Origin of the sequence: Streptomyces sp. NBC_00086 (assembly GCF_026343255.1) — a bacterium.
Lineage (GTDB): Bacteria > Actinomycetota > Actinomycetes > Streptomycetales > Streptomycetaceae > Streptomyces.
On sequence record NZ_JAPELZ010000001.1, the window covers coordinates 3,442,384 to 3,465,546 of the forward strand.

23 protein-coding genes are annotated in these 23,163 nt (G+C 71.0%); 12 read left to right on the forward strand and 11 right to left on the reverse strand.

From position 1 onward, the window contains the following. Position 1: 1 nt before the first annotated feature. From OG276_RS15280 to hemL, 5 genes are all read right to left on the reverse strand, one after another. Positions 2-763, reverse strand: a complete 762-nt coding sequence (locus OG276_RS15280; RefSeq protein WP_266912836.1) for a cytochrome c biogenesis CcdA family protein — start codon at positions 761-763, stop codon at positions 2-4. A gap of 37 nt (positions 764-800) precedes the next feature. Next, entirely contained in the window at positions 801-1,427 is a 627-nt protein-coding gene (locus tag OG276_RS15285; RefSeq protein ID WP_266905770.1) for a TlpA disulfide reductase family protein, read from the reverse strand. A 67-nt stretch (positions 1,428-1,494) separates the two neighbouring features. Continuing rightward, positions 1,495-2,727, reverse strand: coding sequence for a hypothetical protein (locus OG276_RS15290; RefSeq protein WP_266912838.1), 1,233 nt, complete (start codon positions 2,725-2,727; stop codon positions 1,495-1,497). Between the two features lie 214 nt (positions 2,728-2,941). Beyond that, positions 2,942-3,664, reverse strand: coding sequence for a histidine phosphatase family protein (locus OG276_RS15295; protein ID WP_266905772.1), 723 nt, complete (start codon positions 3,662-3,664; stop codon positions 2,942-2,944). Next, entirely contained in the window at positions 3,661-4,983 is a 1,323-nt protein-coding gene (gene hemL, locus OG276_RS15300) for a glutamate-1-semialdehyde 2,1-aminomutase (protein WP_266905774.1), read from the reverse strand. The genes OG276_RS15295 and hemL overlap by 4 nt, the downstream gene beginning before the upstream one ends. Positions 4,984-5,276: 293 nt before the next feature. Here hemL and OG276_RS15305 point away from each other — a divergent pair, with 293 nt between their 5' ends. Next, positions 5,277-5,714 (forward strand): hypothetical protein, encoded by a 438-nt coding sequence (locus tag OG276_RS15305; protein WP_243340142.1) that lies wholly within the window; start codon positions 5,277-5,279, stop codon positions 5,712-5,714. A gap of 57 nt (positions 5,715-5,771) precedes the next feature. On the opposite strand, the gene OG276_RS15310 is transcribed toward OG276_RS15305, so the two are convergent. After that, positions 5,772-6,671, reverse strand: coding sequence for an NADP-dependent oxidoreductase (locus tag OG276_RS15310; RefSeq protein WP_266912840.1), 900 nt, complete (start codon positions 6,669-6,671; stop codon positions 5,772-5,774). Positions 6,672-6,854: 183 nt separating this feature from the next. Between OG276_RS15310 and OG276_RS15315 the strand changes: the two genes are divergently transcribed. Continuing rightward, positions 6,855-7,280 (forward strand): helix-turn-helix domain-containing protein, encoded by a 426-nt coding sequence (locus tag OG276_RS15315; protein WP_266905776.1) that lies wholly within the window; start codon positions 6,855-6,857, stop codon positions 7,278-7,280. Between the two features lie 125 nt (positions 7,281-7,405). Continuing rightward, positions 7,406-8,155, forward strand: coding sequence for a Mut7-C RNAse domain-containing protein (locus OG276_RS15320; RefSeq protein ID WP_266905778.1), 750 nt, complete (start codon positions 7,406-7,408; stop codon positions 8,153-8,155). A 78-nt stretch (positions 8,156-8,233) separates the two neighbouring features. Here OG276_RS15320 and OG276_RS15325 read toward each other — a convergent pair whose 3' ends face one another. After that, complete coding sequence (locus tag OG276_RS15325) at positions 8,234-8,755, reverse strand: hypothetical protein (RefSeq protein WP_266905780.1); 522 nt, start codon at positions 8,753-8,755, stop codon at positions 8,234-8,236. A gap of 105 nt (positions 8,756-8,860) precedes the next feature. Between OG276_RS15325 and OG276_RS15330 the strand changes: the two genes are divergently transcribed. Continuing rightward, on the forward strand, positions 8,861-9,196 hold the full coding sequence (locus OG276_RS15330) for a YnfA family protein (RefSeq protein WP_266905782.1): 336 nt from the start codon (positions 8,861-8,863) through the stop codon (positions 9,194-9,196). A gap of 62 nt (positions 9,197-9,258) precedes the next feature. After that, on the forward strand, positions 9,259-10,020 hold the full coding sequence (locus OG276_RS15335; protein WP_266905784.1) for an SDR family NAD(P)-dependent oxidoreductase: 762 nt from the start codon (positions 9,259-9,261) through the stop codon (positions 10,018-10,020). An 11-nt stretch (positions 10,021-10,031) separates the two neighbouring features. Here the strand turns inward: OG276_RS15335 and OG276_RS15340 are convergent, their stop codons facing one another. After that, the gene (locus OG276_RS15340) at positions 10,032-10,763 is read right to left on the reverse strand and encodes a polysaccharide deacetylase family protein (protein ID WP_266905785.1); all 732 of its coding nucleotides are present in this window, start codon (positions 10,761-10,763) and stop codon (positions 10,032-10,034) included. Positions 10,764-10,804: 41 nt separating this feature from the next. Continuing rightward, positions 10,805-11,761 carry a hypothetical protein gene (locus tag OG276_RS15345; protein ID WP_266905787.1) on the reverse strand — a complete coding sequence of 319 codons (957 nt, stop codon included), beginning with the start codon at positions 11,759-11,761 and terminating at the stop codon, positions 10,805-10,807. 394 nt (positions 11,762-12,155) lie between these two features. Here OG276_RS15345 and OG276_RS15350 point away from each other — a divergent pair, with 394 nt between their 5' ends. Beyond that, complete coding sequence (locus tag OG276_RS15350) at positions 12,156-12,989, forward strand: hypothetical protein (RefSeq protein ID WP_266905789.1); 834 nt, start codon at positions 12,156-12,158, stop codon at positions 12,987-12,989. 49 nt (positions 12,990-13,038) lie between these two features. On the opposite strand, the gene OG276_RS15355 is transcribed toward OG276_RS15350, so the two are convergent. Further along, positions 13,039-14,232 carry an RtcB family protein gene (locus OG276_RS15355; RefSeq protein WP_266905791.1) on the reverse strand — a complete coding sequence of 398 codons (1,194 nt, stop codon included), beginning with the start codon at positions 14,230-14,232 and terminating at the stop codon, positions 13,039-13,041. A 170-nt stretch (positions 14,233-14,402) separates the two neighbouring features. Between OG276_RS15355 and OG276_RS15360 the strand changes: the two genes are divergently transcribed. The 3 genes from OG276_RS15360 to OG276_RS15370 all read left to right on the forward strand — a co-directional run bounded on the left by OG276_RS15360 (position 14,403) and on the right by OG276_RS15370 (position 17,824). Continuing rightward, positions 14,403-15,296: a DUF3558 domain-containing protein gene (locus OG276_RS15360; protein WP_266905793.1), complete on the forward strand. Its 894-nt coding sequence runs from the start codon at positions 14,403-14,405 to the stop codon at positions 15,294-15,296. 147 nt (positions 15,297-15,443) lie between these two features. Beyond that, complete coding sequence (locus OG276_RS15365) at positions 15,444-16,229, forward strand: DUF3558 family protein (protein WP_266905795.1); 786 nt, start codon at positions 15,444-15,446, stop codon at positions 16,227-16,229. Positions 16,230-16,399: 170 nt separating this feature from the next. Then, positions 16,400-17,824, forward strand: a complete 1,425-nt coding sequence (locus tag OG276_RS15370; RefSeq protein ID WP_266905797.1) for a DUF2637 domain-containing protein — start codon at positions 16,400-16,402, stop codon at positions 17,822-17,824. Positions 17,825-17,910: 86 nt separating this feature from the next. Here OG276_RS15370 and lysS read toward each other — a convergent pair whose 3' ends face one another. Next, positions 17,911-19,650: a lysine--tRNA ligase gene (gene lysS / locus OG276_RS15375; RefSeq protein WP_266905799.1), complete on the reverse strand. Its 1,740-nt coding sequence runs from the start codon at positions 19,648-19,650 to the stop codon at positions 17,911-17,913. A 202-nt stretch (positions 19,651-19,852) separates the two neighbouring features. On the opposite strand from lysS, the gene argS reads away from it, so the two are divergent. The 3 genes from argS (at position 19,853) to OG276_RS15390 (ending at position 23,163) form a co-directional block, all read left to right on the forward strand. Then, positions 19,853-21,637: an arginine--tRNA ligase gene (gene argS, locus OG276_RS15380; protein WP_266905801.1), complete on the forward strand. Its 1,785-nt coding sequence runs from the start codon at positions 19,853-19,855 to the stop codon at positions 21,635-21,637. Between the two features lie 179 nt (positions 21,638-21,816). Continuing rightward, a complete protein-coding gene (locus OG276_RS15385) occupies positions 21,817-22,614 on the forward strand; it encodes a VOC family protein (RefSeq protein ID WP_266912842.1) in 798 nt (265 codons plus the stop codon). A 117-nt stretch (positions 22,615-22,731) separates the two neighbouring features. Beyond that, on the forward strand, positions 22,732-23,163 hold the full coding sequence (locus OG276_RS15390) for a DUF3995 domain-containing protein (protein ID WP_266905803.1): 432 nt from the start codon (positions 22,732-22,734) through the stop codon (positions 23,161-23,163).

Consider the following 23,163-nt stretch of genomic DNA (forward strand, 5'->3'; position numbering starts at 1 on the left):
CTCAGATCCCCACCGTGAAGCCGCTGGTCCAGCCCTGCATGTCGCTGACGATGCTGCTCCAGATTCCTGTGACGAGCAGCAGACCGGTCAGGATCAGCATGCCGCCGCCGATCCTCATCACCCACGCATAGTGCTTCTTCACCCAGCCGAAGGCGCCGAGCGCCTTGCGGAAGGCGAGGGCGGTGGCGATGAACGGCAGCCCCAGCCCCAGACAGAAGACCACGGTCAGCAGCGCGCCGCGGCCGGCGGTGGCCTGCTCGATGGAGAGGGTGCCGACGGCGGCGAGGGTCGGGCCCATGCAGGGGGTCCAGCCGAGGCCGAAGAGCACGCCGAGCAGGGGTGCGCCGAGCAGTCCGACGGTCGGCTTCTTGTGGAAGCGGAACTCGCGCATCGTCAGACCGGGGATGGCGCCCATGAAGAACAGGCCGAGCAGGATCACCAGGCCGCCCAGGACCCGGGAGATGACTTCCTTGTTCGCGTCGAGGGTCTGCCCGAAGTAGCCGAACAGCGCGCCGGTCGAGACGAACACGGCCGTGAAGCCGAGGACGAACAGGCTCGCGCCGCCCAGCATCCGGCCGCGGCGGGCCTCGGCGAGGTCGGCGCCGCCGATGCCGGTCACGTAGGAGAGGTAGCCGGGGACCAGCGGCAGCACGCAGGGCGAGAAGAAGGAGATCAGCCCGGCGAGCAGGGCGATCGGCAGGGCCAGCAGCAGGGCGCCGTTGAGGACGGTCGTGTTCACGCCGGTCGCTTCGGCGGCGAGCACGGACCCTGAGAGCGCGGAGAGCTCGGTGACCACTGGGTCACTTCTCCGCGAGCAGCGGGTCGATCATCGAGCGCAGTTTCGCCTCGCTGAGCGCGGCCAGGGTGCGGGAGGCGATCTTGCCGTCCTTGTCGAGGACGAGCGTGGAGGGGATGGCGTTCGGGTTGAGCGTGCCCTTGGGGAACCGGAGCATCAGCTTGCCGTCCGGGTCGAAGAGGCTCGGGTAGGTGATCCCGTAGGTCTCTTCGAAGGAGAGGGCGTTCTGCTTGGTGTTGTCGCGGGTGTTGATGCCGACGAAGGCGACGGGCTGGCCGGCCGCCTCCAGTTCCTTGGCGACCTTCGCGAAGGACGGGGCCTCGGCCCGGCACGGCGGGCACCAGGAGCCCCAGACGTTGAGGACGACGACCTTGCCCTTGAGGGTGGTGGTGTCCAGGGTCTTGCCGTCCACCGTTTCCCCGTCGAGCTTGGGGGCGTCGGTGCGGTCGGCCTTGGCGACGGTGGAAATGCCGCTGGAGCCCGTCACGTAGTTGCCCCCGGCGGAACCGGAGGTCTTGCCGCCGTCGTCCCCGCACGCCGTGAGGGTGAGGGCGCCGGTGAGGGTCACCACGGTCAGCAGGGTGGCGCGGCCGCTGATCGAGCGGCTCCGAGGGGCGCGGCTAAAGCTCATGTGAAAAGTTTCGCATGAGCGCTTTGCGGATCTTCCGCGCCCCCCGGGGGGTGTGCTAAGCCGCTGGTCAGGCGCTGGCGAGATACGTGCCCCAGCCACCGGTCGGTGCCTGGCCGGGTCCGAGCGTGCGCAGTTTGGCCAGAACCTTGGGGTCCTGGACGTCCAGCCAGTCGGCGAACTGCCGGAAGGATACGAGGCGTACGTCCTTTTTGTCCGCCATGCCCTTGAGGGATTCCTCGACGGCGTCCATGTAGATGCCGCCGTTCCACTCCTCGAAGTGGTTGCCGATGAACAGGGGCGCGCGGTTGCTCTCGTAGGCCCGCTTGAAGCCGCCGAGGTAGGCGGCGGTGGCCTGGGTGCGCCAGGCCGGGTAGTTGGAGGGGACGCCCTTGGTGGTGTTCTTGGACTGGTTCGCGAGGATGTTGTAGTCCATCGACAGCACCTCGAAGGAGTGCCCGGGGAACGGCAGCGACTGCAGCGGCAGGTCCCACAGGCCTCCGCGCTTTTCCGGCCACTGCTGGAGGCCGCCGGGCGAGCTGGAGTCGTAGCGCCAGCCCAGCTTCCGCGCGGTGGGCAGCAGGTTGTCCCGGCCGAGCAGGCAGGGGGTGCGGGCGCCGGTCAGCTCCTTGCGGTAGTCGAAGGGCAGTGGTTCGAGGTCCGTCCAGCCGGTGTTGGTGCGCCAGTTGGTGACGAAGGACACGGCCTGGTCGATCTCGCTCTGCCAGTCCTCCGGAGTCCACTTGCCGACCGAGCCGGAGCCGCCGCAGAAGTGCCCGTTGAAGTGGGTGCCTATCTCGTGGCCGTCGAGCCAGGCCTCGCGCACGTACTTGAGGGTGTTGCGGACGTTCTCGTCCTTGAGGTAGCCGATGTCGGAGGCGCCGACGGGGTTGTTCGGGGGCCGGTAGAGGTGCTTCTTCGACTCGGGCAGGAGGTAGATGCCGGAGAGGAAGAAGGTCATCGCCGCGCCGTGGTCCTTGGCGAGCTTGAGGAACCGGGGGAAGAGGCCGTTGCCGATCTCGCCCGCGCCGTCCCAGCTGAACACCACGAACTGGGGCGGGGTCTCGCCCGGCTGGAGGGGTACGGGGGCGGCCGGCTGGTGCGGCTGCGGCCCGGTGTCGGCGGTGGATCCGTCGCCGATGGGCTTGACCACCGGGCCGGACGGCAGGGCGGGTCCGGTCGGGTTGGCCGGGCCCGGGTTGCCCGTTTCGGACGGGCCGCCGACGCTGCAGCCGGCGATGCCGGCCGCCGCGGCGGCTCCAAGTCCGAGTCCGAGTACTCCCCTTCGGCTGAAGCCGCGCATATCGCTCATGTAATTCATACAAACGGACATTTCGACGATGTCTAGGGGCGACACGACCGCGTCCGGCAACTTGTATGAAATTAGGCAGAGTCTTGACCAAACGGGCACGGCCCGAGGGCTTGCGCCTCGAACCGGGATGCGCCCCGGGACTCACGACTCCGGGCCCGGCCCCCAGGGGGGACGGGCCCGGCCATCGGTACCGCGCGGCCGGGGCTTAGGCCCCGAACGCCTTGGACTTGCCCTTCACCGGCTTCGCCCCCGCGAGGAGGTGCGCCGGGACCAGGTCCCGGGCCGGCTCGCTGTAGCCCACCGACACCAGCCGGTCGCCCTGGTACGTGAACGAGGTCAGCGAGGCCAGCGTGCACTGGCGGCGGCGCGGGTCGTGCCACAGCCGCCGCTTCTCCGCGAAGCTCCGTACGATCCAGATCGGCAGCTGGTGGCTGACCGCCACCGCCTCGTGGCCGCGGGCCGCGTCACGGGCGGTCTCGATCGCGCTCATCATCCGCACGACCTGCTCGACGTACGGCTCGCCCCAGGACGGCTTGAACGGGTTCGTCAGGTGCTTCCAGTTGTCGGGCCTGCGCAGCGCGCCGTCGCCGACCCCGAAGGTCTTGCCCTCGAAGACGTTGCCCGCCTCGATCAGCCGGCCGTCGGTCGCCAGCTCCAGCCCGTGCGACTTCGCGATCGGCGCCGCCGTCTCCTGGGCCCGCTCCAGCGGGGAGGCCACGACGTACGTCACGTCGCGGTTCTCCAGGTGCTCCGCGACCCGGTCCGCCATCTTGCGGCCCAGCTCGGAGAGGTGGTAACCGCCGCGGCGGCCGTAGAGGACCCCGTCCGGGTTGTGCACCTCGCCGTGGCGGACCACGTGGACGACGGTGATCTCGTTGCCCTCGGCAGGAGCCCCCGCGCTCGCTCCGGCACTCGCTCCGGCGCTCATGCGGTGGCCTCCGCGGCGGCCCGGGCGGCGGCCGGCAGCGCGGCCGCGATGCGCTCGATCGCCTTGTCGTCGTGGGCGGTGGACACGAACCACGACTCGAACGCCGACGGCGGCAGGTAGACGCCCTGCGCCAGCATCGAGTGGAAGAAGCCGTTGAAGCGGAAGGCTTCCTGCTTCTTCGCGTCGTCGTAGTTGCGGACCTCGTCCGCGGTGAAGAACACCGAGAACATGTTGGAGGCGGTCTGCAGCCGGTGCGCGACGCCCTCCTTGGTGAGCGCCTCGGTCACCAGCCCCTGGATCTGGAGCGACACCGCGTCGACCTTCTCGTACGCCGCCTCGTCCAGCAGCCGCAGCTGCGCGAGACCCGCGGCCGTCGCGATCGGGTTACCGGACAGCGTGCCCGCCTGGTAGACGGGACCCGCGGGCGCCAGGTGGCCCATGACGTCCGCACGGCCGCCGAACGCCGCCGCCGGGAAGCCGCCGCCCATGACCTTGCCGAAGGTCATCAGGTCGGGCTTGACCCCGTCCACGCCGTACCAGCCGGCGCGCGAGGTACGGAAACCGGTCATGACCTCGTCGGAGATGTACAGGGCGCCGTTCGCCCGGCACAGGTCGGCGAGCCCCTGGTTGAAGCCCTCCCCCGGAGTCACGACGCCCATGTTGCCGGGCGCCGCCTCGGTGATCACACAGGCGATCTCGCCGGGGTGCGCGGCGAAGGCCGCCCGGACCGATTCCAGATCGTTGTACGGGAGCACGATCGTGTCCCCGGCCTGCGCGCCCGTCACCCCCGGGGTGTCCGGCAGCGCGAAGGTCGCGAGCCCGGAGCCGGCGGCGGCCAGCAGCGAGTCCACGTGCCCGTGGTAACAGCCGGCGAACTTCACGATCTTGGCTCGGCCGGTGAACCCGCGGGCGAGACGGATCGCCGACATGGTCGCCTCGGTCCCGGAGGACACCAGACGCACCTGCTCAACGGGCTCGATCCGCGCGACGATCTCCTCGGCGAGCGCGACCTCGCCCTCACCGGGAGTACCGAAGGAGGTGCCGCGGACGACGGCGGCCTGGATGGCCTCCACCACGGCCGGGTGGGCATGGCCGAGGATCATCGGCCCCCACGAGCAGACCAGGTCGACGTACTCGCGCCCGTCGGCATCGGTCAGGTACGGACCGGTACCGGACACCATGAACCTGGGCGTTCCGCCCACGGCGCGGAAGGCGCGCACGGGAGAGTTCACGCCGCCAGGCGTCACGAGGGACGCGCGGTCAAAGAGAGTCTGCGAGACTTTGGCTTCATACGGGTACGGGTAGCTCACACCAGCCATGGTCTCATCAGGCCGCGACTGACTTGCGGACGGGCGTTTCACCGCGCCGCCCCGGGGGAGGTCACTGCCATGATGATCAGGCTGCGTGGCGGGGGTCACGGGGCCGGGGCAGGCAAGACACGTCGGGTGGAGATATGCAACGCGGTGGTGGACCGGGCGAGGGCACGGACGGCCTGGACCCGCAGCGCGCCCGCGAACGGCGCCGCGGCAAGCACCGCCGTCGTGCCACGGACGCGGCAGAACACGTACCGGGCCCCACGCAGGACCCCGACGGCCTCCCCAGGGGCCGCGGCATGGGCGTGACGTATAAATACTTCGGCGCCCCCGACGGGGCCACGGCCGCGCGCGTCCCCGTGACGATGCGCCCCGAGGAGCTCGGCGGCGACGAGCTCGGCATGGGCGGCATGTTCTCCAAGATCAAGCCAGAAACGGTCGCCGCGATGGTCCTGACCGGCATCGAGGGCATACCCCTGCACAAGGTGCCCCCGCTGGAACTGGTCGTCCTCCACCCCGACTACGCGGTCGTCAAACTCCCCATGACCGTCGTCGACCCGCTGCGCGGCATCGGCGAGGAATCGGTCGGCGCCGCCGCCTTCATCTGGTCCACGGTCCCCGACCGCGGCGGCCCCCGCGACGCCTTCAACGTCTACCAGCTCCTCCACGAGTGGCAGGACTTCAGCCACCGCCTCCACGAGGCGGGCCACCAGCCTTACTGCCTGGTCTGGCCTTAGGGGCCGCCCGGGGCTCACGGGCCCCGGTCGAGGTGCGCGGGCCCTGGAGCCGGTCGGTCAGGACACCGTCAGGATGATGCGGCCTCGGGAGCCGCCTTCCGACAGGCGGGCGTAGGCCTTCGGCGCCTCGGCCAGGGGGAACGACTCCGCCGTCCGCAGCGTGAGCTCCCCCGCGTCGACCAGCTTCACCAGCTGCGCCAGGTGCGCGCCGTCCGCCGCGACCTCCTGTTCCACCACGCGGACGCCCCGCTCCGCCGCCGGGGCCGCGCCGGGGATCAGGCCGATGTAGGCGCCGCCGTCCCGGACGAAGGCCAGGGCCGGTGCGCCGAGGACCGCCGTGTCCACGACCCCGTCCACCGCGGCGGCCGGAGCCGAGCCGCGCGGGACGAAGTGGGCCGCGCCCAGGGAGCGTACGAGGGCCTCGTCATCGGGTCCCGCCAGGGCCGTCACCACGTAGCCGGCCCGCGCCGCCAGCTGGACCGCGAGTCCGCCGACCGCTCCCGCCGCGCCGGTGACCAGGACCGAAGCCCCCGGGGCCAGGTCCAGCAGGTCCACCGCGCGGGCCGCGGTCAGGCCGCTCAGCGGCAGCGCCGCCGCCGCGACCCGGTCGACCGTGACGGGGGCCGGAGCGAGCGCCGACGCATCGAGCACCGCGTACTGCGCGTGCGTACCGAGCGGCTTGACCGTCCCGTAGTGCAGGCCGACCACCCGGTCGGACACCGCCCAGCCGTCCGTGTCCGCGCCGAGCTCGTCGATCTCGCCCACCAGGTCCCAGCCGAAGCCGAGCCGCTGCCCCTCGCCGCCGAAGACCCCGGCCAGTACCGCACCGTCGACCGGGTTCAGGCCGGCCGCCCGGACCCGTACGCGGACCTGCCCGGCGCCCGGCTGCGGGATCGCCACCCGTACGACCTCGATCCGGTCGGGGCCGCCGAAGCCCTCGGCCACTGCCGCCGACATCGTCGCCGGGCCGGTGGTGGTGGTGCTGGTGCTGGTGCTGGTCATCGCCATCGCCTCTTCCGCAGGTTCGCTCACTCGTTCGTTCTTTCCGGTGTTCCCGGTGAGAACTAACCTAGGGAGAGTTACTCTCGAATCGTAAGTACGTACTTCGGAGTGCGTACCCGACCCGGAAGTGGGGCACCCATGGCCACCCGTACCGCCGAGGCCCGCCGCGAAGAGGCCCGCGAGGCCTACGACGCCTTCCTCAAGGAGTGCCCCACCAGCCAGCTCCTGGCCCGCATCAGCGACAAGTGGGTCGGCCTCATCGTCAGCGCACTCACCCAGGCCGAGGACCGGACCATGCGCTACAGCGAGCTCGGCCGCAGGATCCCCGGCGTCAGCCAGAAGATGCTGACCCAGACCCTGCGCTCCCTGGAGCGCGACGGCCTCGTCGCCCGCACCGTCACACCCACCATCCCCGTCCGCGTCGACTACCGGCTCACCGACCTCGGCGGCAACCTCGGCTGCCTGCTCAGCTCGGTGAAGGAGTGGGCCGAGAACCACTTCGACGAGGTCAACGCCCACCGCCGGCTCCACGACGCCGCGACCGCGGCGACTGCGGACGCGTAGGGCCCCGCCCCTCGGCGCCGATCACCGGCGCCGGCCCCGGCCTCGCCCCCGGCCGTACGGGGACCCGCGCGCGCGGCCGCGTAAATCCGCGGCCGACCACCACCCCGCGATGGCATGCTGGCCCGGTGAACGGACCCGGCATTCAGCTCACCCTCGCCCCCGAACTGCACGTGTTCGCCGCGCCCGCGCGCCGCGGCACCCGCGTACCGACCACCACCGACGGCGCCTCCAGCCTCGGCCACGTCGTCGAATCGGCCGGCGTCCCCCTCACCGAAGTCGGCAGGATCCTCGTCGACGGCGCCGAGACGCCCCTCGCCCACGTGCCCCGAGCCGGCGAGTCCGTGGAGGTCTTCGGCGTCGACCGCCCCCAGCACCTCCCCGGCGTCCCCGGGGACACCCCGCTGCGCTTCCTCCTCGACGTCCACCTCGGCACCCTCGCCCGCCGCCTGCGGCTGCTGGGCGTCGACGCCGCGTACGAGAACGAGGACATCGGCGACCCGGCCCTGGCCACCCGCTCGGCCGCCGAGCAGCGCGTCCTGCTCTCCCGCGACCGCGGACTGCTGCGCCGCCGCGAGCTGTTCGCCGGCGCGTACGTCTACAGCGACAACCCCGACGAGCAAGTCCGCGACATCCTGGGCCGGTTCGCCCCGGCCCTCGCACCCTGGACCCGCTGCACCGCGTGCAACGGCACCCTGCGCGAGGCCGACAAGGACAGCGTCGGCGACCGGCTGGAGGGCGGCACGCAGCGCTCGTACGAGGTCTTCGCCGAGTGCGCCGCCTGCGAGCGCGTCTACTGGCGCGGCGCCCACCACGCCCGGCTGGAGCGGATCGTCGACGAGGCCGTGGCCGAGTTCGGCGAAGTCGGCACCCCGTAGCAGCGCATGCGTACGGGGCCGCACGCATGCGGCCCCGACTGCCCCTCCAACCCCGAAGGCCCCTCCGGCCCCGACAGGTCAGAACGCGTACGTGTCCCCCGTGTCCAGCGCCAGCACCACGTGCTCGTTGTTGGTCCGGTTCCGGTCGGTCGCGCCGCCGTTCCACCACGTGTCGACCCGCACCACCACCTCCGCGGCCGGCTCCTTCAGCCGCAGCGCCAGGCCGATGTGCCGCCCCCGACCGTGCAGCGGCAGTTCCCCGGTCTCGCACACCACCTCGCGCAGCCCGGCCCGCGCGCAGCCCTCCGCCAGCTCCTGCCGGTCCGCGAGTTCGGCCGACAGGCGCAGCCGTACGGTCGCGTTCGCCAGCGCGGACGGCCCCTCGTTCTCCGGGACCAGCAGGATCCGCAGCCGGCCCGCGGTCAGGGCGACCCGCCCGTGATAGGCCACATCGGCCTCGGCCTCGGGCCCGAACGCAGCCCCGTCCCCGGCCCCGGCGCGGGCGTTCCCCACACCGCTCCCCAGCCCGCCGAGCAGCACCAGCAGCCCGGCCATCACCACACTCCGTACGGCACCTCGGCGCACCGCGACCACCTCCACGCGCGGACGCTAGCCCTCCCACCCATCCGATGGTCGGACCATCACACGAACGAGGGCGAGCCCTCCTCCCCCACTCGCGCATTCGCCCCGCATAGGGTTCCGGCCATGCTCATCGCCCGTTCCGCCGCCCTCTTCGCCCTCGCCGCCCTCCTGGAGATCGGCGGCGCCTGGCTCGTCTGGCAAGGCGTCCGCGAGCACAAGGGCTGGGCCTGGATCGGCGCCGGAGTCATCGCGCTCGGCCTCTACGGCTTCGCCGCCACCCTCCAGCCCACGGGCGACTTCGCCCGCGTCCTCGCCGCCTACGGCGGGGTCTTCGTCGCCGGATCCCTCCTCTGGGGCGTGCTCGCCGACGGCTACCGGCCCGACCGCTGGGACATCGCGGGCGCCCTGATCTGCCTCGCCGGCACGGCGGTGATCATGTACGCCCCGCGCGGCCGGTGACCTGCGCCGCGACCCGCCTATGCTGGCGAGTACTCACCCGTACGAACGCACGAGGAGCCAGCATGAGCACGGCCACCCGAACCGCCGTAGTCACCGGCGCGAGCAGCGGCATCGGCGCGGCCACCGCCCGGCAGCTCGCCGCGGCCGGCTACCACGTCGTCCTCACCGCCCGCCGCAAGGACCGCATCGAGGCCCTCGCCGCCGAGATCACGGCCGCCGGCCACGAGGCGACCGCCCACGCCCTCGACGTCACCGACCGCGCCGCCGTCGACGCCCTCGCCGCCTCCCTCGACCGCTGCGACGTGCTCGTCAACAACGCCGGCGGTGCCATCGGCGCCGACCCCGTCGCCACCGGCGACCCCGCCGACTGGCGCACGATGTACGAGGTCAACGTCATCGGCACGCTCAACGTGACCCAGGCCCTGCTCCCGGCCCTGACCGCCTCCGGCGACGGCACAGTGGTCGTCCTCTCCTCCACCGCCGGCCACGCCACGTACGAGGGCGGCGCCGGCTACGTGGCCGCCAAGAACGGCGCCCGCGTCCTCGCCGAGACCCTCCGCCTGGAGATCGTCGGCCAGCCCGTCCGCGTCATCGAGATCGCCCCGGGCCTGGTCAAGACCGAGGAGTTCGCGAAGACCCGGTTCCGCGGCGACGCGGAGCGGGCGGAGAAGGTGTACGCCGGCGTGGCCGAGCCCCTCTCCGCCGACGACGTGGCCGACACCATCACCTGGGCGGTGACCCGTCCCAGCCACGTCAACATCGACCTCCTGGTGGTCCGCCCCCGCGCCCAGGCCTCGAACACCAAGCTCCACCGCGAGCTGTAACCCGTACGCGCCTACGGCACCAGCCCGGCGCTCTTCAGGTGCGGCATCAAGGCCGCCGGCTTCAGCCCGGCGGCCTTCGCCGCGTCCAGGGCCCGCTTCAGGTCCGCGCCGAGCGTCGGCGTGAAGTGCAGCAGCACGATGTCACCGGCGTTCAGCTGCGGCGTGGCCGGCGTCTCGCTCCACGTGGTGAAGTCGTGCGTCCACGTGATCAGCGCCTTGACCCCGCACGCCTTCGCGGCCAGCCGCACATCGTCGTTGACGGCCCCGTACGGCGGCCGCAGCAACTTCGGCTCCCGCCCGAACGCCGCGGCGACCTGCTCCCCGGCCCCGCACACCTCGGCGTCCTTGCCGGCGGCGTCGAGAGCGGTCAAATCGGGATGATTGACGGTGTGGTTCTCCACGTTCACCGCACGCCCCTGCGCGACCAGCCCGGTGAAGTACTGGGCGTCGTACGAGAACGCCCCCGGCAGCAGGAACAGCGAAGCGGGCACCCGCTGATCCACGAGCGCCTGTGCGACGGCGGGATCGTGCGCCCACCCGTCATCGATGGTGATGAACACGACCTTCTCGCCGGTCGGCACGTGCGACACGACGGGCGGCAGCCCGACGGCCCGCGACCCCGCGGCAGCGGCCGGAGCGGCCGGAGCAGCAGCCCCGGACCCGACGGCATCGGCCGCCTGAGCGGCACCAACGGTGAGCGACAACGACGCGAGCGCGGCAAGCACCGCACGGGATCTCCACATGCGGCACACCTTGGTCTAGACCAACTCCCGCCGTCAATCCCCTAGTAGGGAGTTCCTTTCGCGGAAAGCAGCTCCGCACCACGGGAGTTGACGGTCACCACATCGGCCGGCCCCTGCGCCGGAACCTCGATCACAGCCGTCACCGACCAGCGCCGGTCCGCGACCGTCCAGTGCCGGGAACCGCCCAGCATCCGCTCGACGTCGCTGCCCTTCTTGAACGCGAACCACCTCGTCCCCGGCTTGTTCTCCGAGTGCTCGGTCATCACGTACGTACAGGTCACCAGCGAAGCGCCGCCCGCCAGCCGCACCACCGGCAGGTCCCCGCCCGTGGGTGCGTAGGCCAAGCTGTTCCGCACCAGCCCGTCGACGAGCTCGTCCCTCGCGTTGTACGCGTCGACCACCCCACCCGTGAGGGGCCCCTGCACGAAGTGCTCGCTCGCACGCTCGCCGTTGGGGGCGGTGAAGCTCAAGTAGTCCCCGTACCGCCCGCACGCCTTGCGGTCCTCGGCGGCCCGCGACGAGAACACTGCGCCCGCGACCACCTCCGTAGCCGGGGCCTCGATCCCCTTCTCCCGCATAAGGAGGTTCTTGCCCTCCAGATACCGGGCCGGGGACGCCCCCGCCTTGACCGGCCCCCCGTACACCCAGGAGGTGGCGGCCGCCTTCCACGCACCCCCGGGCCCGTCCTGCACGAAGTGGTGCACCGCCGTCGCACGATCCTCGACATACGCATCGACCTTGCTGAACACGACGAACGAACGCGGATACCCCGGCTGCTCACGCTCCGTCGGGATCACGAAGACGGGCCGGGCGAAATCGGTGTCCCCGTCCCTGACGATCGAGTGCAGGTTCTTGCGCGCGTGCCGCGCCTTGCTCTCCTCCAGCAGCGCACCGGTCTGGATCTTGGAGATCGCCGCGAAGTCGGCCTTCCCCTCGGCCACCGAGTTCGCCCACCCGAAGTGGTTGAACACCTTCTCGGCATCGGCGACGGAAATCACGCGCGACAGCACCACGGGCGCGGCCGAAACGGACGCCGGCGCAGCCTTCGCCCCGCCCTCCCCCTTCGCACCCGAGCACCCGGAAACCCCCGCCACCACCACAACGGCGACCCCGAGCCCCCACCACCGACCAGCAACGCCACGTACCACGACAGATCCCCCCACGGGACTGGACAACCGGAACACCGCAGATCACATCACACCCGCAAACACCCGCCCCCGACTCCCCACCCGAAAGGGAATGTGACACCCCACCATGCGTTCGAGTGAAGCCACCCCAAAGCCCCGATAGCACCCCGAACCCCTACCTAAGTTCGGTGACAACACAAACGGCCCCCGCCCGGGATGGCAGTCCCGACCGAGGGCCTCACCGACAAGGAAGAGTGACTTCCCCATGGCTGACCAGGACCCTAGCGCCCCCGTGCGCTTCATGGACCTCGAAGACCCTCGCTACGCCTACATGTTCGGCTTCCTGCAGGCCGACGGGCACCTCGCGCAAGGCAGAGGGCAGAAGGGGCGACTCACCACCGAGATCAACGTTCGCGACATCCACATCCTCCGCGAGTTCCAGAAGCTCACGCCCTACTACAGCTCCATCACCGAGCGCGTCCGGAGCACGAACTTCGCCGAAAGGCATCACTCCGCGACCTGGTCCGTCAGCTCGCTCGAAGCCCGGACCATCGTCAACGAACTCGGCATCCCCTACGGCAAGAAGTCGCAGACCATCAAGCCACCACGCACGGACTTCTCACGTCCCGACTACCTCCGCGGAGTCATCGATGCCGACGGGTCCCTCGGCTGGACTGCCCAGGGATGGCCCTTCCTCTCCCTGGTCTCGGCCAGCACAGAAATCGCCGCCTACCTGTGCAAGTACGGCAAGGACCTCACAGGAACAGAGCGCACGACCTCACGCAATACGCGAGACGCCGTCTACAACGTCTGCTACTACAAGGAGACGGCGCAGCAGCTTGCCGCGCACCTCTACTACGACGGCTGCCTCGCCCTCGACCACAAGAAGGCCAAGGCGAACGCGATCCAAGGCTGGGTCCGTCCCGCGGACATGAAGATCGCCCCGCCGCGACGCCGCTGGACAGTGCAGGACGACCAGGAACTGGTCCGCCTCAACGACCCAGCCGCAGCAGCGGTCGCCTTGGACCGGACCGAACAGAGCTGTGCGATGCGTCTCTGGCGGTTCCGCACCGGACGCGTCCCCACCCCACCGCAGTAGACGAGGGCACCGCGAGAGGGGCACCGCATGTGCGGTGCCCCTCTCGGCTTCACCCCTTGATGCAGACGACCTGCCGGAGCTTGGCGACGACCTCCACGAGGTCCCGCTGCTGCTCCATGACCTGCTCGATCGGCTTGTACGCCGCCGGGATCTCGTCCACGACGCCCGAGTCCTTACGGCACTCCACGCCCTTGGTCTGGTCCGCCAGATCCTGCGCCGTGTACCGCTTCTTCGCCGCCGTCCGGCTCATCCGCCGTCCCGCGCCGTGCGAGGCCGAATTGAACGCGGCCTTGTTGCCGAGGCCCTTCACGATGTAGGTACCGGTGGCCATCGAACCCGGGATGATCCCGTACTCGCCGCTGCCCGCGCGGATCGCGCCCTTACGGGTGACCAGCAGGTCGACGCCGTCGTACCGCTCTTCCGCCACGTAGTTGTGGTGGCAGCTGATCTCCTGCTCGAAGGAGACCTTCGCCTTGCGGAACTGCTTGCGCAGGACCTCCTTGAACAGACTCATCATCACGGCACGGTTGTACTTGGCGTACTCCTGCGCCCAGTAGAGATCGTGGCGGTAAGCAGCCATCTCCGGAGTCGCAGCGAGGAACACGGCCAGGTCCCGGTCGACCAGCCCCTGGTTATGGGAAAGCCCCCGCGCGATGCCGATGTGATGCTCAGCCAATTGGTTGCCGATGCCTCGGGATCCGGAATGCAGGGTCAGCCACACTGCGCCCTGATTGTCCAAATTGAGCTCAATATAGTGATTTCCGAGGCCGAGACTCCCCATTTGCCGCAAAGCCCGCTCCCGCCGGAACTTCACCGCATCCGCGACATAGTCGAACCGCTCCCACAGATCCCCGAACCCCCGCTCCGAGAACCCGTACAGCCGCCCCGGATCCACCGCCTCCCGGTGCATCCCCGCCCCCACCGGGATCGCCTTCTCGATCTGCGAGCGCAGCCCCGACAGGTCCCCCGGGAGGTCGTTCGCGGTCAGCGACGTCTTGACCGCCGACATGCCGCAGCCGATGTCCACGCCCACCGCCGCCGGGCAGACCGCGCCCTTCATGGCGATGACCGAGCCGACCGTCGCGCCCTTGCCGTAGTGCACGTCCGGCATGACGGCGAGGCCCTTGATCCAGGGAAGGCCGGCGGTGTTCTGGAGCTGGCGCATCGCGCTGTCCTCGACCGACGCCGGGTCGGTCCACATCCGGATGGGAACCTGCGCCCCGGGAACTTCTACGTACGACATTTCACCCTCAACACCCCGTCAACACCACAAAAGTCTGATAACGCAAAAGCCTCGCTCATGGCCCTAAATACGACAGAGGACCGGCGCCGGCACCAGCGTGTGCGATAGACATTGTGTCCAGCCGCGCCCCAGCCGCGGCAACGCATTTTCCCGAAGGGAGCCGGTGGAGCGTGCAGCGCAAGACGGTACGAGTACGTGGAGTCCTGCCAGCCATCGCGATGCTCACCGCCCTCGCGGCCGGGCTCACCGCCTGCACCGACGGCGACGGCGGGATCGGAACCAAGAGCGACTCGAAGCCCGGTACGAACTCCGGCACGCTCGCCCAGCCCGGCAAGTACCGCATCCTGCCCATGCCCTGCAAGGCCGCCGACGAGAAGAAGGTCAAGGCGATGCTCCCGGCCGCCGAGGGCCTCGCCCCCGAGGCCCTCGAAGCGCTCTACGCCGGGGTCGCGGACGCCTCGTACGACGCCGACCGGCGCGTCGGCTGCCGCTGGACCGCGCAGACGCCGACCGAGACCCGGCTGCTGTCGGTGGGCTTCGAGCGCGTGGTCTCGTACGACCGGGCCACCACCAGCGACGACGACAAGGCGCGGCAGGTCTACGGCAGCCAGCTCACCGCCGCCAACCTGCCGCCCACCCCGGGGCCGTCCGCGAGCCCGACCCCGACCCCGTCCGGGTCCGGGGCACCGGCATCCGGGGCCCCCGGCGCGACGCCGAGCCCCGCACCTACTCCGAGCACGGGGGCGAGCACGGGCACGGGCACCAGCCCGGCCACGAGCACCAGCCCCGGCGCGTCCACCAGCCCCTCCGCCCCGCCCGAGCTCGGCTCCCGCGTCCTCGAAGGGCTCGGCGACGAGGCCTTCCTCGACGACAAGCTCGCCGCCGCCGGGGCCACCGCCGCCCAGGCGCGCACGGTCCGCATTGTGTTCCGTACCTCGAATGTCATCGTCACCGTCGAGTACAGCGTCCAGCCCGCGCTGCCCGGCACGGTCCCGCCCAGCGGTGAAACCCAGGACAGGGCAAGGCAGTTGGCGCAGGCCCTCGTGGAGCGGTTCAACGACTAGCCGGTCCCGTCCCAGGGGGGCGTACGGGACCGCCGTGACGGCGCGCACAGCAGCCGGGCGCCGGGTCGGGCTACGGTTGCTCGGGTCCCGCGCCCGCAAGAGGGACCGAACGAGCCCGCACGAAGACCCACAACGTCTGAAGGAATCATGCACCGATCAGCCTCGCGCCTCACCCGCGTCCTCGCCTGCGCAGCCGTCCCGGTGATCCTCACGGTCGCCGGCTGCTCGTCCGACTCGGGCGAGAAGTCGGGTGCCGACAGCGGCAAGAAGTCCGGCGCGTCCTCGTCCGCCAAGCCGAGCGCCAAGCCCTCCAAGGAGGCGCTGGAGAAGGCCGTGTACGCCACGCTGCCGGAGCCGTGCAAGGCGGTCGCCGCGAAGACCATCGAGACGATCGTCCCGAAGGCGAAGGACGCGAACGGCACCGCCGCCAAGTCCAACGACCTCACCAGCCGTGCCACCTGCACCTGGAACGGTCTGGACGAGGCCGGCCTGAAGGGCTCGCAGTACCGCTGGCTCTCGATCTCCCTGGTCCGCTACGACTCCCTCGCCTCGGTCGGCACCGGCAGCAAGCGCGCCGAGGACGAGTACGCCAAGCAGGTCGAGAAGGCGAAGGCCGTCGAGGGCGCGGAGAACGTGAAGCCGGAGGAGGCGGGCGGCATCGGCGACCAGGCCGCCACCGTCACCTTCACCACCAAGAAGGACGGCGACTTCTTCAACACCTCGGTCATCGCCCGCACGCACAACGTGGTCATCACCCTCGACTACAACGGCACGGCCTACGAGGGAGCGACCGCTCCCGACCAGGCCAAGCTGCTCCAGGACGCCATCGCGGCGACGAAGGAGACCGTGGCCTCGGTCGCGGCCGCCAACGAGGCGAAGCAGCCCGAGCAGTCGGGTCAGCCGGAGCAGTCGCCCTCGCCTTCGAACTCCTAGGACGTCTTGCCTTCGAACGCCTAGGACACCCCGCCTTCGAACTCCCAGGACCCACCGCGCCGTCGGCGGACCGGTGCCCGGAAGCCCCGGGTCCGGACCGCCGACGTCCCCTGGCCCGTACGCGCGTACGCTGTGCCCTGCCGTAGCTCGACAAGGGGAGGGGATCGCGGGTGGCCGCGATGCAGCTGACTCGTACGCACCGGATATTGATCGGTGTGGTGGTCGCCGGAGCCGTCGTCATCGCGGGGATCGGTTTCGCCGGTTCTTACTCCGCCGTGCGCGCCCTGGCCTTGCAGAAGGGCTTCGGTTCCTTCTCGCTGGTCTTCCCGATCGGCATCGACATGGGCATCTGCGTCCTGCTCGCGCTGGACCTGCTCCTGACGTGGATCCGGATCCCGTTCCCGCTGCTGCGCCAGACGGCGTGGCTGCTGACGGCGGCGACGATCGCCTTCAACGGCGCGGCCGCCTGGCCCGACCCCCTCGGGGTCGGCATGCACGCGGTGATCCCGATCCTGTTCGTGGTCACCGTGGAGGCGGCCCGGCACGCGGTGGGCCGGATCGCGGACATCACCGCGGACCGGCACATGGAGGGCGTCCGCATCACGCGCTGGCTCCTGTCCCCCGTCCCCACCTTCAAGCTGTGGCGCCGGATGAAGCTGTGGGAGCTGCGCTCCTACGAGCAGGCCGTCGGCATGGAGCAGGACCGGCTGATCTACCAGGCCCGCCTGCAGGCCCGCTACGGCCGCGCCTGGCGCCGCAAGGCCCCCGTCGGGGCCCTGATGCCGCTGAAGCTGGCCCGGATAGGCGTCCCCCTCGCGCAGACCGCCCCCGAGGGCCTGGCCGCGGCGGGCATCGACCCCCTCCTCATCCCCCCGGCCCCGAGCCCGGACCCGACGGCCCCGGCCCTCACGGCGGGCGCCGAGGCCGCGCAGCAGCCGGCATCGGGCACGGCTCCGGGCACCGCGCCGGGCACGGCCGTGGCGGTCGCGGGCCCCGGCCCCCTCCCCGCCGACGCCGGGCAGCCCCATCAGCTCGCCGGGCCGGATCCCCAGTACGCGCAGGTGCCGGGCGGGGCCTCCATGGCTGCTCAGGGTCATCCCGACGCCGCGCCGTTCGTGGTGGACCCGACCGCGATGCCGGCCGCGCACAACAGCGCGTGGTTCGCGGCGCCCCGCGCGCCGCAGGCCGCGTACGAGGGCGGCTACAACCCGCAGTACGTCGAGGGCCTGGAGCCGACCCCGGTCATGCCCCCGACGGGCCCGGAGCAGCAGGAGCCGGAGCAGGCCCAGGTGCAGGCCCCGGTGCAGGCCCACGAGCCGCAGGAGCTGCCGATACCGGGTCCCCGCCAGGAGGAGGCCTTCTTGGAGGGCGAGCCGCCGAGCGACGACGACGTGAAGTTCGCGGAGGCGGCGTACGAGGTCTTCCGTTCCCACCTGGAGGAGAACGGCGAGGTCCTGACCGCGGAGCAGCTCGACATAGTGCTGGCCGACCGGTACGGAGTGGTGCATCCGCGCAGCGCCTCGCTGATCCGCAAGATCTTCCCGCAGCTCAAGCAGCGCTACCAGACCGAGCTGGAGAACGAGCACATCGCGTAGCCCCGTGCCCCCGGGCCCCGGAGAGGGGCATGGGAAGGGCCCGCACCCCCGAGGGGTGCGGGCCCTTCCCGCGTCCGTGGGGAGCCTCAGCCGGCGAGCAGCTTGCGCACCCGGTCCGCCCCCACCGCGAGCAGCAGCGTGGGCAGGCGCGGCCCGGTCTCCCGGGTCACGAGGAGCCGGTAGAGCAGCGCGAAGAAGGTGCGCTGGGCGATCTTGAGCTCCGGCGTGGGCTTGGCGTCGGGTTCCAGGCCGGCCATCACCTTGGGCACGCCGTAGACGAGCGTGGTGAGCCCGTCGAGGGACCAGTGCGAGTCGAGTCCGTCGAGGAGGCGGCGCAGGGACTCGCGTCCTTCGTCGTCCAGGGAGGACAGGAGCTCTGCGTCGGGCTCCTCGCGCACGAGGGTCCGCTGGTCGGCCGGGACCTGGGTGGTGATCCAGTTCTCGGCGCGGTCCAGGCGCGGGCGGACCTCGTCGAGGGAGGTCAGCGGCCGCTCCGGCTCCAGGTCGCTGAGGATGCGCAGGGTCTGCTCGTCGTGTCCGCCGGTGATGTCGACCACCGAGGCGAGCGTCCGGTACGCCATCGGGCGCGGGGTGCGCGGCAGCTCGTGCGCGGCGACGCGTACGGCGCGGGCGTGGGCGGCGGCGTCGGCGGGCAGCACGGAGCCGTCGGCGACCTTGGCCTCCAGCTTGTCCCACTCGTCGTAGAGCCGCTGGATCTCCTGGTCGAAGGCGATCTTGAAGGACTGGTTGGGCTTGCGGCGGGCGTAGAGCCAGCGCAGCAGCTGGGGCTCCATGATCTTCAGCGCGTCGGCCGGGGTCGGGACCCCGCCCTTGCTGGAGGACATCTTGGCCATGCCGCTGATGCCGACGAAGGCGTACATCGGGCCGATCGGCTGCTCGCCGCCGAAGATGCCGACGATCTGGCCGCCGACCTGGAAGGAGGAGCCGGGCGAGGAGTGGTCGACGCCGGAGGGCTCGAAGATCACGCCTTCGTAGGCCCAGCGCATGGGCCAGTCGACCTTCCAGACCAGCTTGCCGCGGTTGAACTCGCTGAGCTTGACCGTCTCGGTGAACTCGTCCTCGGTGCAGACGTAGGTCAGCTCGGTGGTCTCGTCGTCGTAGGACGTCACCTTGGTGAAGTCCTTGCCGCACTCAGCGCAGTACGGCTTGTACGGGAAGTACTCCGTACCGTCGGCGCTGCCGTCGTCCTCGGCGGCCGCGCCGGAGCCTTCGGCGGCTTCCAGCTCGGCCTCGTCGACCTGCTTCTGCTGGGGCTTCTTGCCGCCGGGCTTCTGCTTGGTCCGGTACTGGTCGAGGATCGCGTCGATGTCGCCGCGGTGCTTCATCGCGAACAGCACCTGCTCGCGGTAGGTGCCGGCGGTGTACTGCTCGGTCTGGCTGATCGGGTCGTACTCGACGCCGAGCTCGGCCAGCGCCTCGACCATGGCGGCCTTGAAGTGCTCGGACCAGTTCGGGTACGCGGATCCCTCGGGGGCGGGCACGGCGGTCAGCGGGCGGCCGATGTGCTGGGCGTGCGATTCCTCGGTGACGCCGGGGATGCCCTTGGGGACCTTGCGGTACCGGTCGTAGTCGTCCCAGGAGATGAGGTGGCGGACCTCGTGGCCGCGGCGGCGGATCTCGTCCGCGACCAGGTGCGGGGTCATGACCTCGCGGAGGTTCCCGAGGTGGATCGGGCCGGAGGGGGAGAGGCCGGACGCGACGACGATCGTTTTGCCCGGGGCTCGGCGCTCCGCCTCGGCGATGACCTCGTCCGCGAAACGGGAGACCCAGTCGGTCTCGGTGCTGCTCGGGGCGCTCTGACCCACGACACGTCCTTCTCTCTCGAATGCTGGCTTCTCGCCATTCTCCCAGACGGAAGGGAGCACTCCGAGGTTTATCGGCGCGGCCCGATCCCCGGTATATCCCGGGATGTGGACAGCCCTCGCGTGGGATACTCGGCACTTGTCGGAACGCCCAAGTGCACCCACCGGCACAACGTCAGGCACGACCTCACAGGAACGGCAGCTCATGGCCTCGGTCCCTTCCCTCGCTTCTTCCGTCAACCAGCGCGTCGCCGACGCACTCGCCTCCGCCCTGCCGGACGCCGGTGCGAGCGACCCGCTGCTGCGACGAAGCGACCGGGCCGACTTCCAGGCCAACGGCATCCTGGCGCTCGCGAAGAAGGCCAAGGCCAATCCGCGCGAGCTGGCGACGACCGTGGTCGAGGGCATCGACACCGGTGACCTGATCCGGGAGATCGAGGTCTCGGGTCCGGGCTTCCTCAACATCACCATCACCGACCGGGCGATCGTCGAGACCCTGGCGGCCCGCGCCGCGGACGACCGTCTCGGTGTGCCGCTCGCGGCGAAGCCGGGTACGACGGTGATCGACTACGCGCAGCCGAACGTGGCCAAGGAGATGCACGTCGGCCACCTGCGGTCCGCCGTGATCGGTGCGGCGATGGTGGAGATCCTGGAGTTCACCGGCGAGAAGGTGGTCCGGCGTCACCACATCGGCGACTGGGGCACCCAGTTCGGGATGCTCATCCAGTACCTGCTGGAGCACCCGCACGAGCTGGACCACAAGTCCGAGGACGGCGCGGAGGTCTCCGGCGAGGAGGCCATGTCCAACCTGAACCGCCTGTACAAGGCCTCGCGCACGCTCTTCGACTCCGACGAGGAGTTCAAGACGCGGGCCAGGGCCCGGGTGGTGGACCTCCAGGCGGGCGAGCCGGAGACGCTGGCGTTGTGGCAGCGCTTCGTGGACGAGTCGAAGATCTACTTCTACTCCGTCTTCAACAAGCTGGACATGGACATCCAGGACCCGGACGTCATCGGCGAGTCCGGCTACAACGACATGCTGGTGGAGACCTGCAAGCTGCTGGAGGACTCGGGCGTGGCCGTCCGTTCCAACGGCGCGCTCTGCGTGTTCTTCGACGACGTCAAGGGTCCGGACGGCAACCCGACCCCGCTGATCGTCCAGAAGTCCGACGGCGGCTTCGGCTACGCCGCGACCGACCTCTCGGCGATCCGCGACCGGGTGGGCACGCTGGGCGCGACCGAGCTGATCTACGTGGTGGACGCGCGGCAGTCCCTGCACTTCAAGATGGTCTTCGAGACGGCTCGCCGGGCGGGCTGGCTGAACGACGAGGTCAAGGCCGTGCAGCTGGCCTTCGGCACCGTGCTGGGCAAGGACGGCAAGCCGTTCAAGACCCGTGAGGGCGAGACGGTGCGGCTGGTGGACCTCCTCGACGAGGCCGTCGACCGGGCCACGGCCGTCGTCCGGGAGAAGGCCGAGAAGATCGGTCTGAGCGAGGCGGAGATCGTCGAGAACGGCCAGTACGTGGGCATCGGCGCCGTGAAGTACGCGGACCTGTCCACCTCGGCCGCGCGCGACTACAAGTTCGACCTGGACCAGATGGTCTCGCTGACCGGTGACACGTCCGTGTACCTCCAGTACGCGTACGCCCGCATCAAGTCGATCCTGCGCAAGGCGGGCGAGGCGGGCGACCGCAAGCCGGTCGCGCACCCGGAGCTGGAGCTGGCGCCGGCCGAGCGCGCGCTGGGCCTGCACCTGGACCACTTCGGCGAGCTCATCGCCGAGGCGGCCGCGGAGCACGCCCCGCACAAGGTGGCGGCGTACCTCTACCAGCTGTCCTCGCTGTTCGCGACGTTCTACGAGCAGTGCCCGGTCGTGAAGCCCGAGCCCGAGCTCGTCGTCGGCGAGAACCGCCTGTTCCTGTGCGAGCTGACCGCGCGCACCCTCAGCAAGGGCATGTCCCTCCTCGGCATCCGCACCCCCGAGAAGCTCTGACCCCGGGGCTACGGCGCAACGGCGGCCCCCGTCTCCCCCACCGGGAGACGGGGGCCGCCGTACGTGCGGGCGTCGCCCGGACCCGGTTCACCCGTACGGTCCGATTTCAGCCACACCTGCCGGGTAGGGGACGGCCCGTCCATCCCCTACCCACCCCCACGGAGGGCCCCGTGCCCGACATGAACGGCCCCTACAAGGCCGGCACCCCCTGCTGGATCGACCTGATGGTTCCCGACCAGCAGGCCGCCATCGACTTCTACTGCGACCTCTTCGGCTGGCAGGGCGAGGTCGGCCCGCCCGAGACCGGCGGGTACGCCGTCTGCACCCTCAAGGGCAAGCCGGTCGCCGGAATCATGAAGGCGATGAACCCGGACGGCACGATCCCCGACCCGATGCCCCCGACCGTGTGGACCACGTACCTGGCCACGGACGCCATCGACGCCACCCTCAAGTCGGTCACCGACGCGGGCGGCACGGTCATGATGGGCCCGATGGACGTCATGGACCTCGGGCGGATGGCCGTCATCGTCGACCCGACCGGCGCCGTCGTCGGCCTGTGGCAGGCCGGCACCTTCGACGGAGCGGGCATCGTCAACGAGCACGGCGCGCTCATCTGGAACGAGCTGACCACCGGCGACGTCCCCGCCGCGGTCGCGTTCTACACCGCCGTCCTGCCCGTCACCACCGCCGAGTCCTCGATGCCGGGCGCCGACGGGTACACGGAGTTCCAGGTCGGCGGCCGCGCGGTCGGCGGGATGATGAACATGGACAAGCTTCCGCCGGGGGTTCCGCCGCACTGGATGCCGTACTTCCACGTCGATGACGTCGATTCCGTCCAGGCGGCCGCCGTCCGCGCCGGGGGCACGGTCATGGCTCCCGCCTTCGACATGGTGGCGGGCCGGATGGCGGTCCTCGCCGACCCGCAGGGCGGCGGCTTCTCGGTCATCACGGCGACCGCCCCGGAGCAGCCCGCCTGACCGGGCCGCCGCCCGCCTCCTGATGTGACGGGGCTCACGGGGGACGTTTCCCCCGTGGGCCCCCTCCTCTGTGTGCCGGAGCGTTGCCGGAGCGTTTCATCACCGAGGGGGCACACCATGAAGGACACGACACGCCTACGCACCGGGCGCGTGCTCGCCGCGCTGCTCGCCGCCGACGGGCTGGTCCACCTGTACTGGGCCACCGGCCTGACCTGGCCCGCCCCCGACGAGCGGACCCTGTCCCTGGCCGTGCTCGGCTCCGAGGTGTCCTTCGGCCCGCCCGTGGTCCTGCCGCTCGCCGCGCTCACCCTGACCGCGGCCGCCGCCGTACTCGCGCACGCGCACGGCCGGGCCGGGCGGCCCGCCCGCCTGGTGACGGCCGCCGTCGCCGCCGGGCTGGCCGTACGGGGCCTCGCGGGCCTGGGCTGGGCCGCCGGTCTCCTCGACAGCCCGGCGGACGGCCCGTTCCGTGCCCTCAACCTCGCCCTGTACACCCCCGCCTGCCTCGGCTTCGGCTGGGCCGCGGCCCGGCTGGCCCGGGCCCGGTGA

What these genes read in the sequence shown, in the direction of transcription:
- OG276_RS15305 (WP_243340142.1), top strand. Translation starts at nt 5,277, where the DNA reads ATGGGCGTGACGTATAAATACTTCGGCGCCCCCGACGGGGCCACGGCC.
- OG276_RS15335 (WP_266905784.1), top strand. Translation starts at nt 9,259, where the DNA reads ATGAGCACGGCCACCCGAACCGCCGTAGTCACCGGCGCGAGCAGCGGC.
- OG276_RS15285 (WP_266905770.1), bottom strand. Translation starts at nt 1,427, where the DNA reads ATGAGCTTTAGCCGCGCCCCTCGGAGCCGCTCGATCAGCGGCCGCGCC.
- argS (WP_266905801.1), top strand. Translation starts at nt 19,853, where the DNA reads ATGGCCTCGGTCCCTTCCCTCGCTTCTTCCGTCAACCAGCGCGTCGCC.
- OG276_RS15350 (WP_266905789.1), top strand. Translation starts at nt 12,156, where the DNA reads ATGGCTGACCAGGACCCTAGCGCCCCCGTGCGCTTCATGGACCTCGAA.
- OG276_RS15330 (WP_266905782.1), top strand. Translation starts at nt 8,861, where the DNA reads ATGCTCATCGCCCGTTCCGCCGCCCTCTTCGCCCTCGCCGCCCTCCTG.
- OG276_RS15295 (WP_266905772.1), bottom strand. Translation starts at nt 3,664, where the DNA reads ATGAGCGCCGGAGCGAGTGCCGGAGCGAGCGCGGGGGCTCCTGCCGAG.
- OG276_RS15310 (WP_266912840.1), bottom strand. Translation starts at nt 6,671, where the DNA reads ATGTCGGCGGCAGTGGCCGAGGGCTTCGGCGGCCCCGACCGGATCGAG.
- OG276_RS15385 (WP_266912842.1), top strand. Translation starts at nt 21,817, where the DNA reads ATGAACGGCCCCTACAAGGCCGGCACCCCCTGCTGGATCGACCTGATG.
- OG276_RS15315 (WP_266905776.1), top strand. Translation starts at nt 6,855, where the DNA reads ATGGCCACCCGTACCGCCGAGGCCCGCCGCGAAGAGGCCCGCGAGGCC.
- OG276_RS15290 (WP_266912838.1), bottom strand. Translation starts at nt 2,727, where the DNA reads ATGCGCGGCTTCAGCCGAAGGGGAGTACTCGGACTCGGACTTGGAGCC.
- hemL (WP_266905774.1), bottom strand. Translation starts at nt 4,983, where the DNA reads ATGGCTGGTGTGAGCTACCCGTACCCGTATGAAGCCAAAGTCTCGCAG.
- OG276_RS15355 (WP_266905791.1), bottom strand. Translation starts at nt 14,232, where the DNA reads ATGTCGTACGTAGAAGTTCCCGGGGCGCAGGTTCCCATCCGGATGTGG.
- OG276_RS15340 (WP_266905785.1), bottom strand. Translation starts at nt 10,763, where the DNA reads ATGTGGAGATCCCGTGCGGTGCTTGCCGCGCTCGCGTCGTTGTCGCTC.
- OG276_RS15390 (WP_266905803.1), top strand. Translation starts at nt 22,732, where the DNA reads ATGAAGGACACGACACGCCTACGCACCGGGCGCGTGCTCGCCGCGCTG.
- OG276_RS15365 (WP_266905795.1), top strand. Translation starts at nt 15,444, where the DNA reads ATGCACCGATCAGCCTCGCGCCTCACCCGCGTCCTCGCCTGCGCAGCC.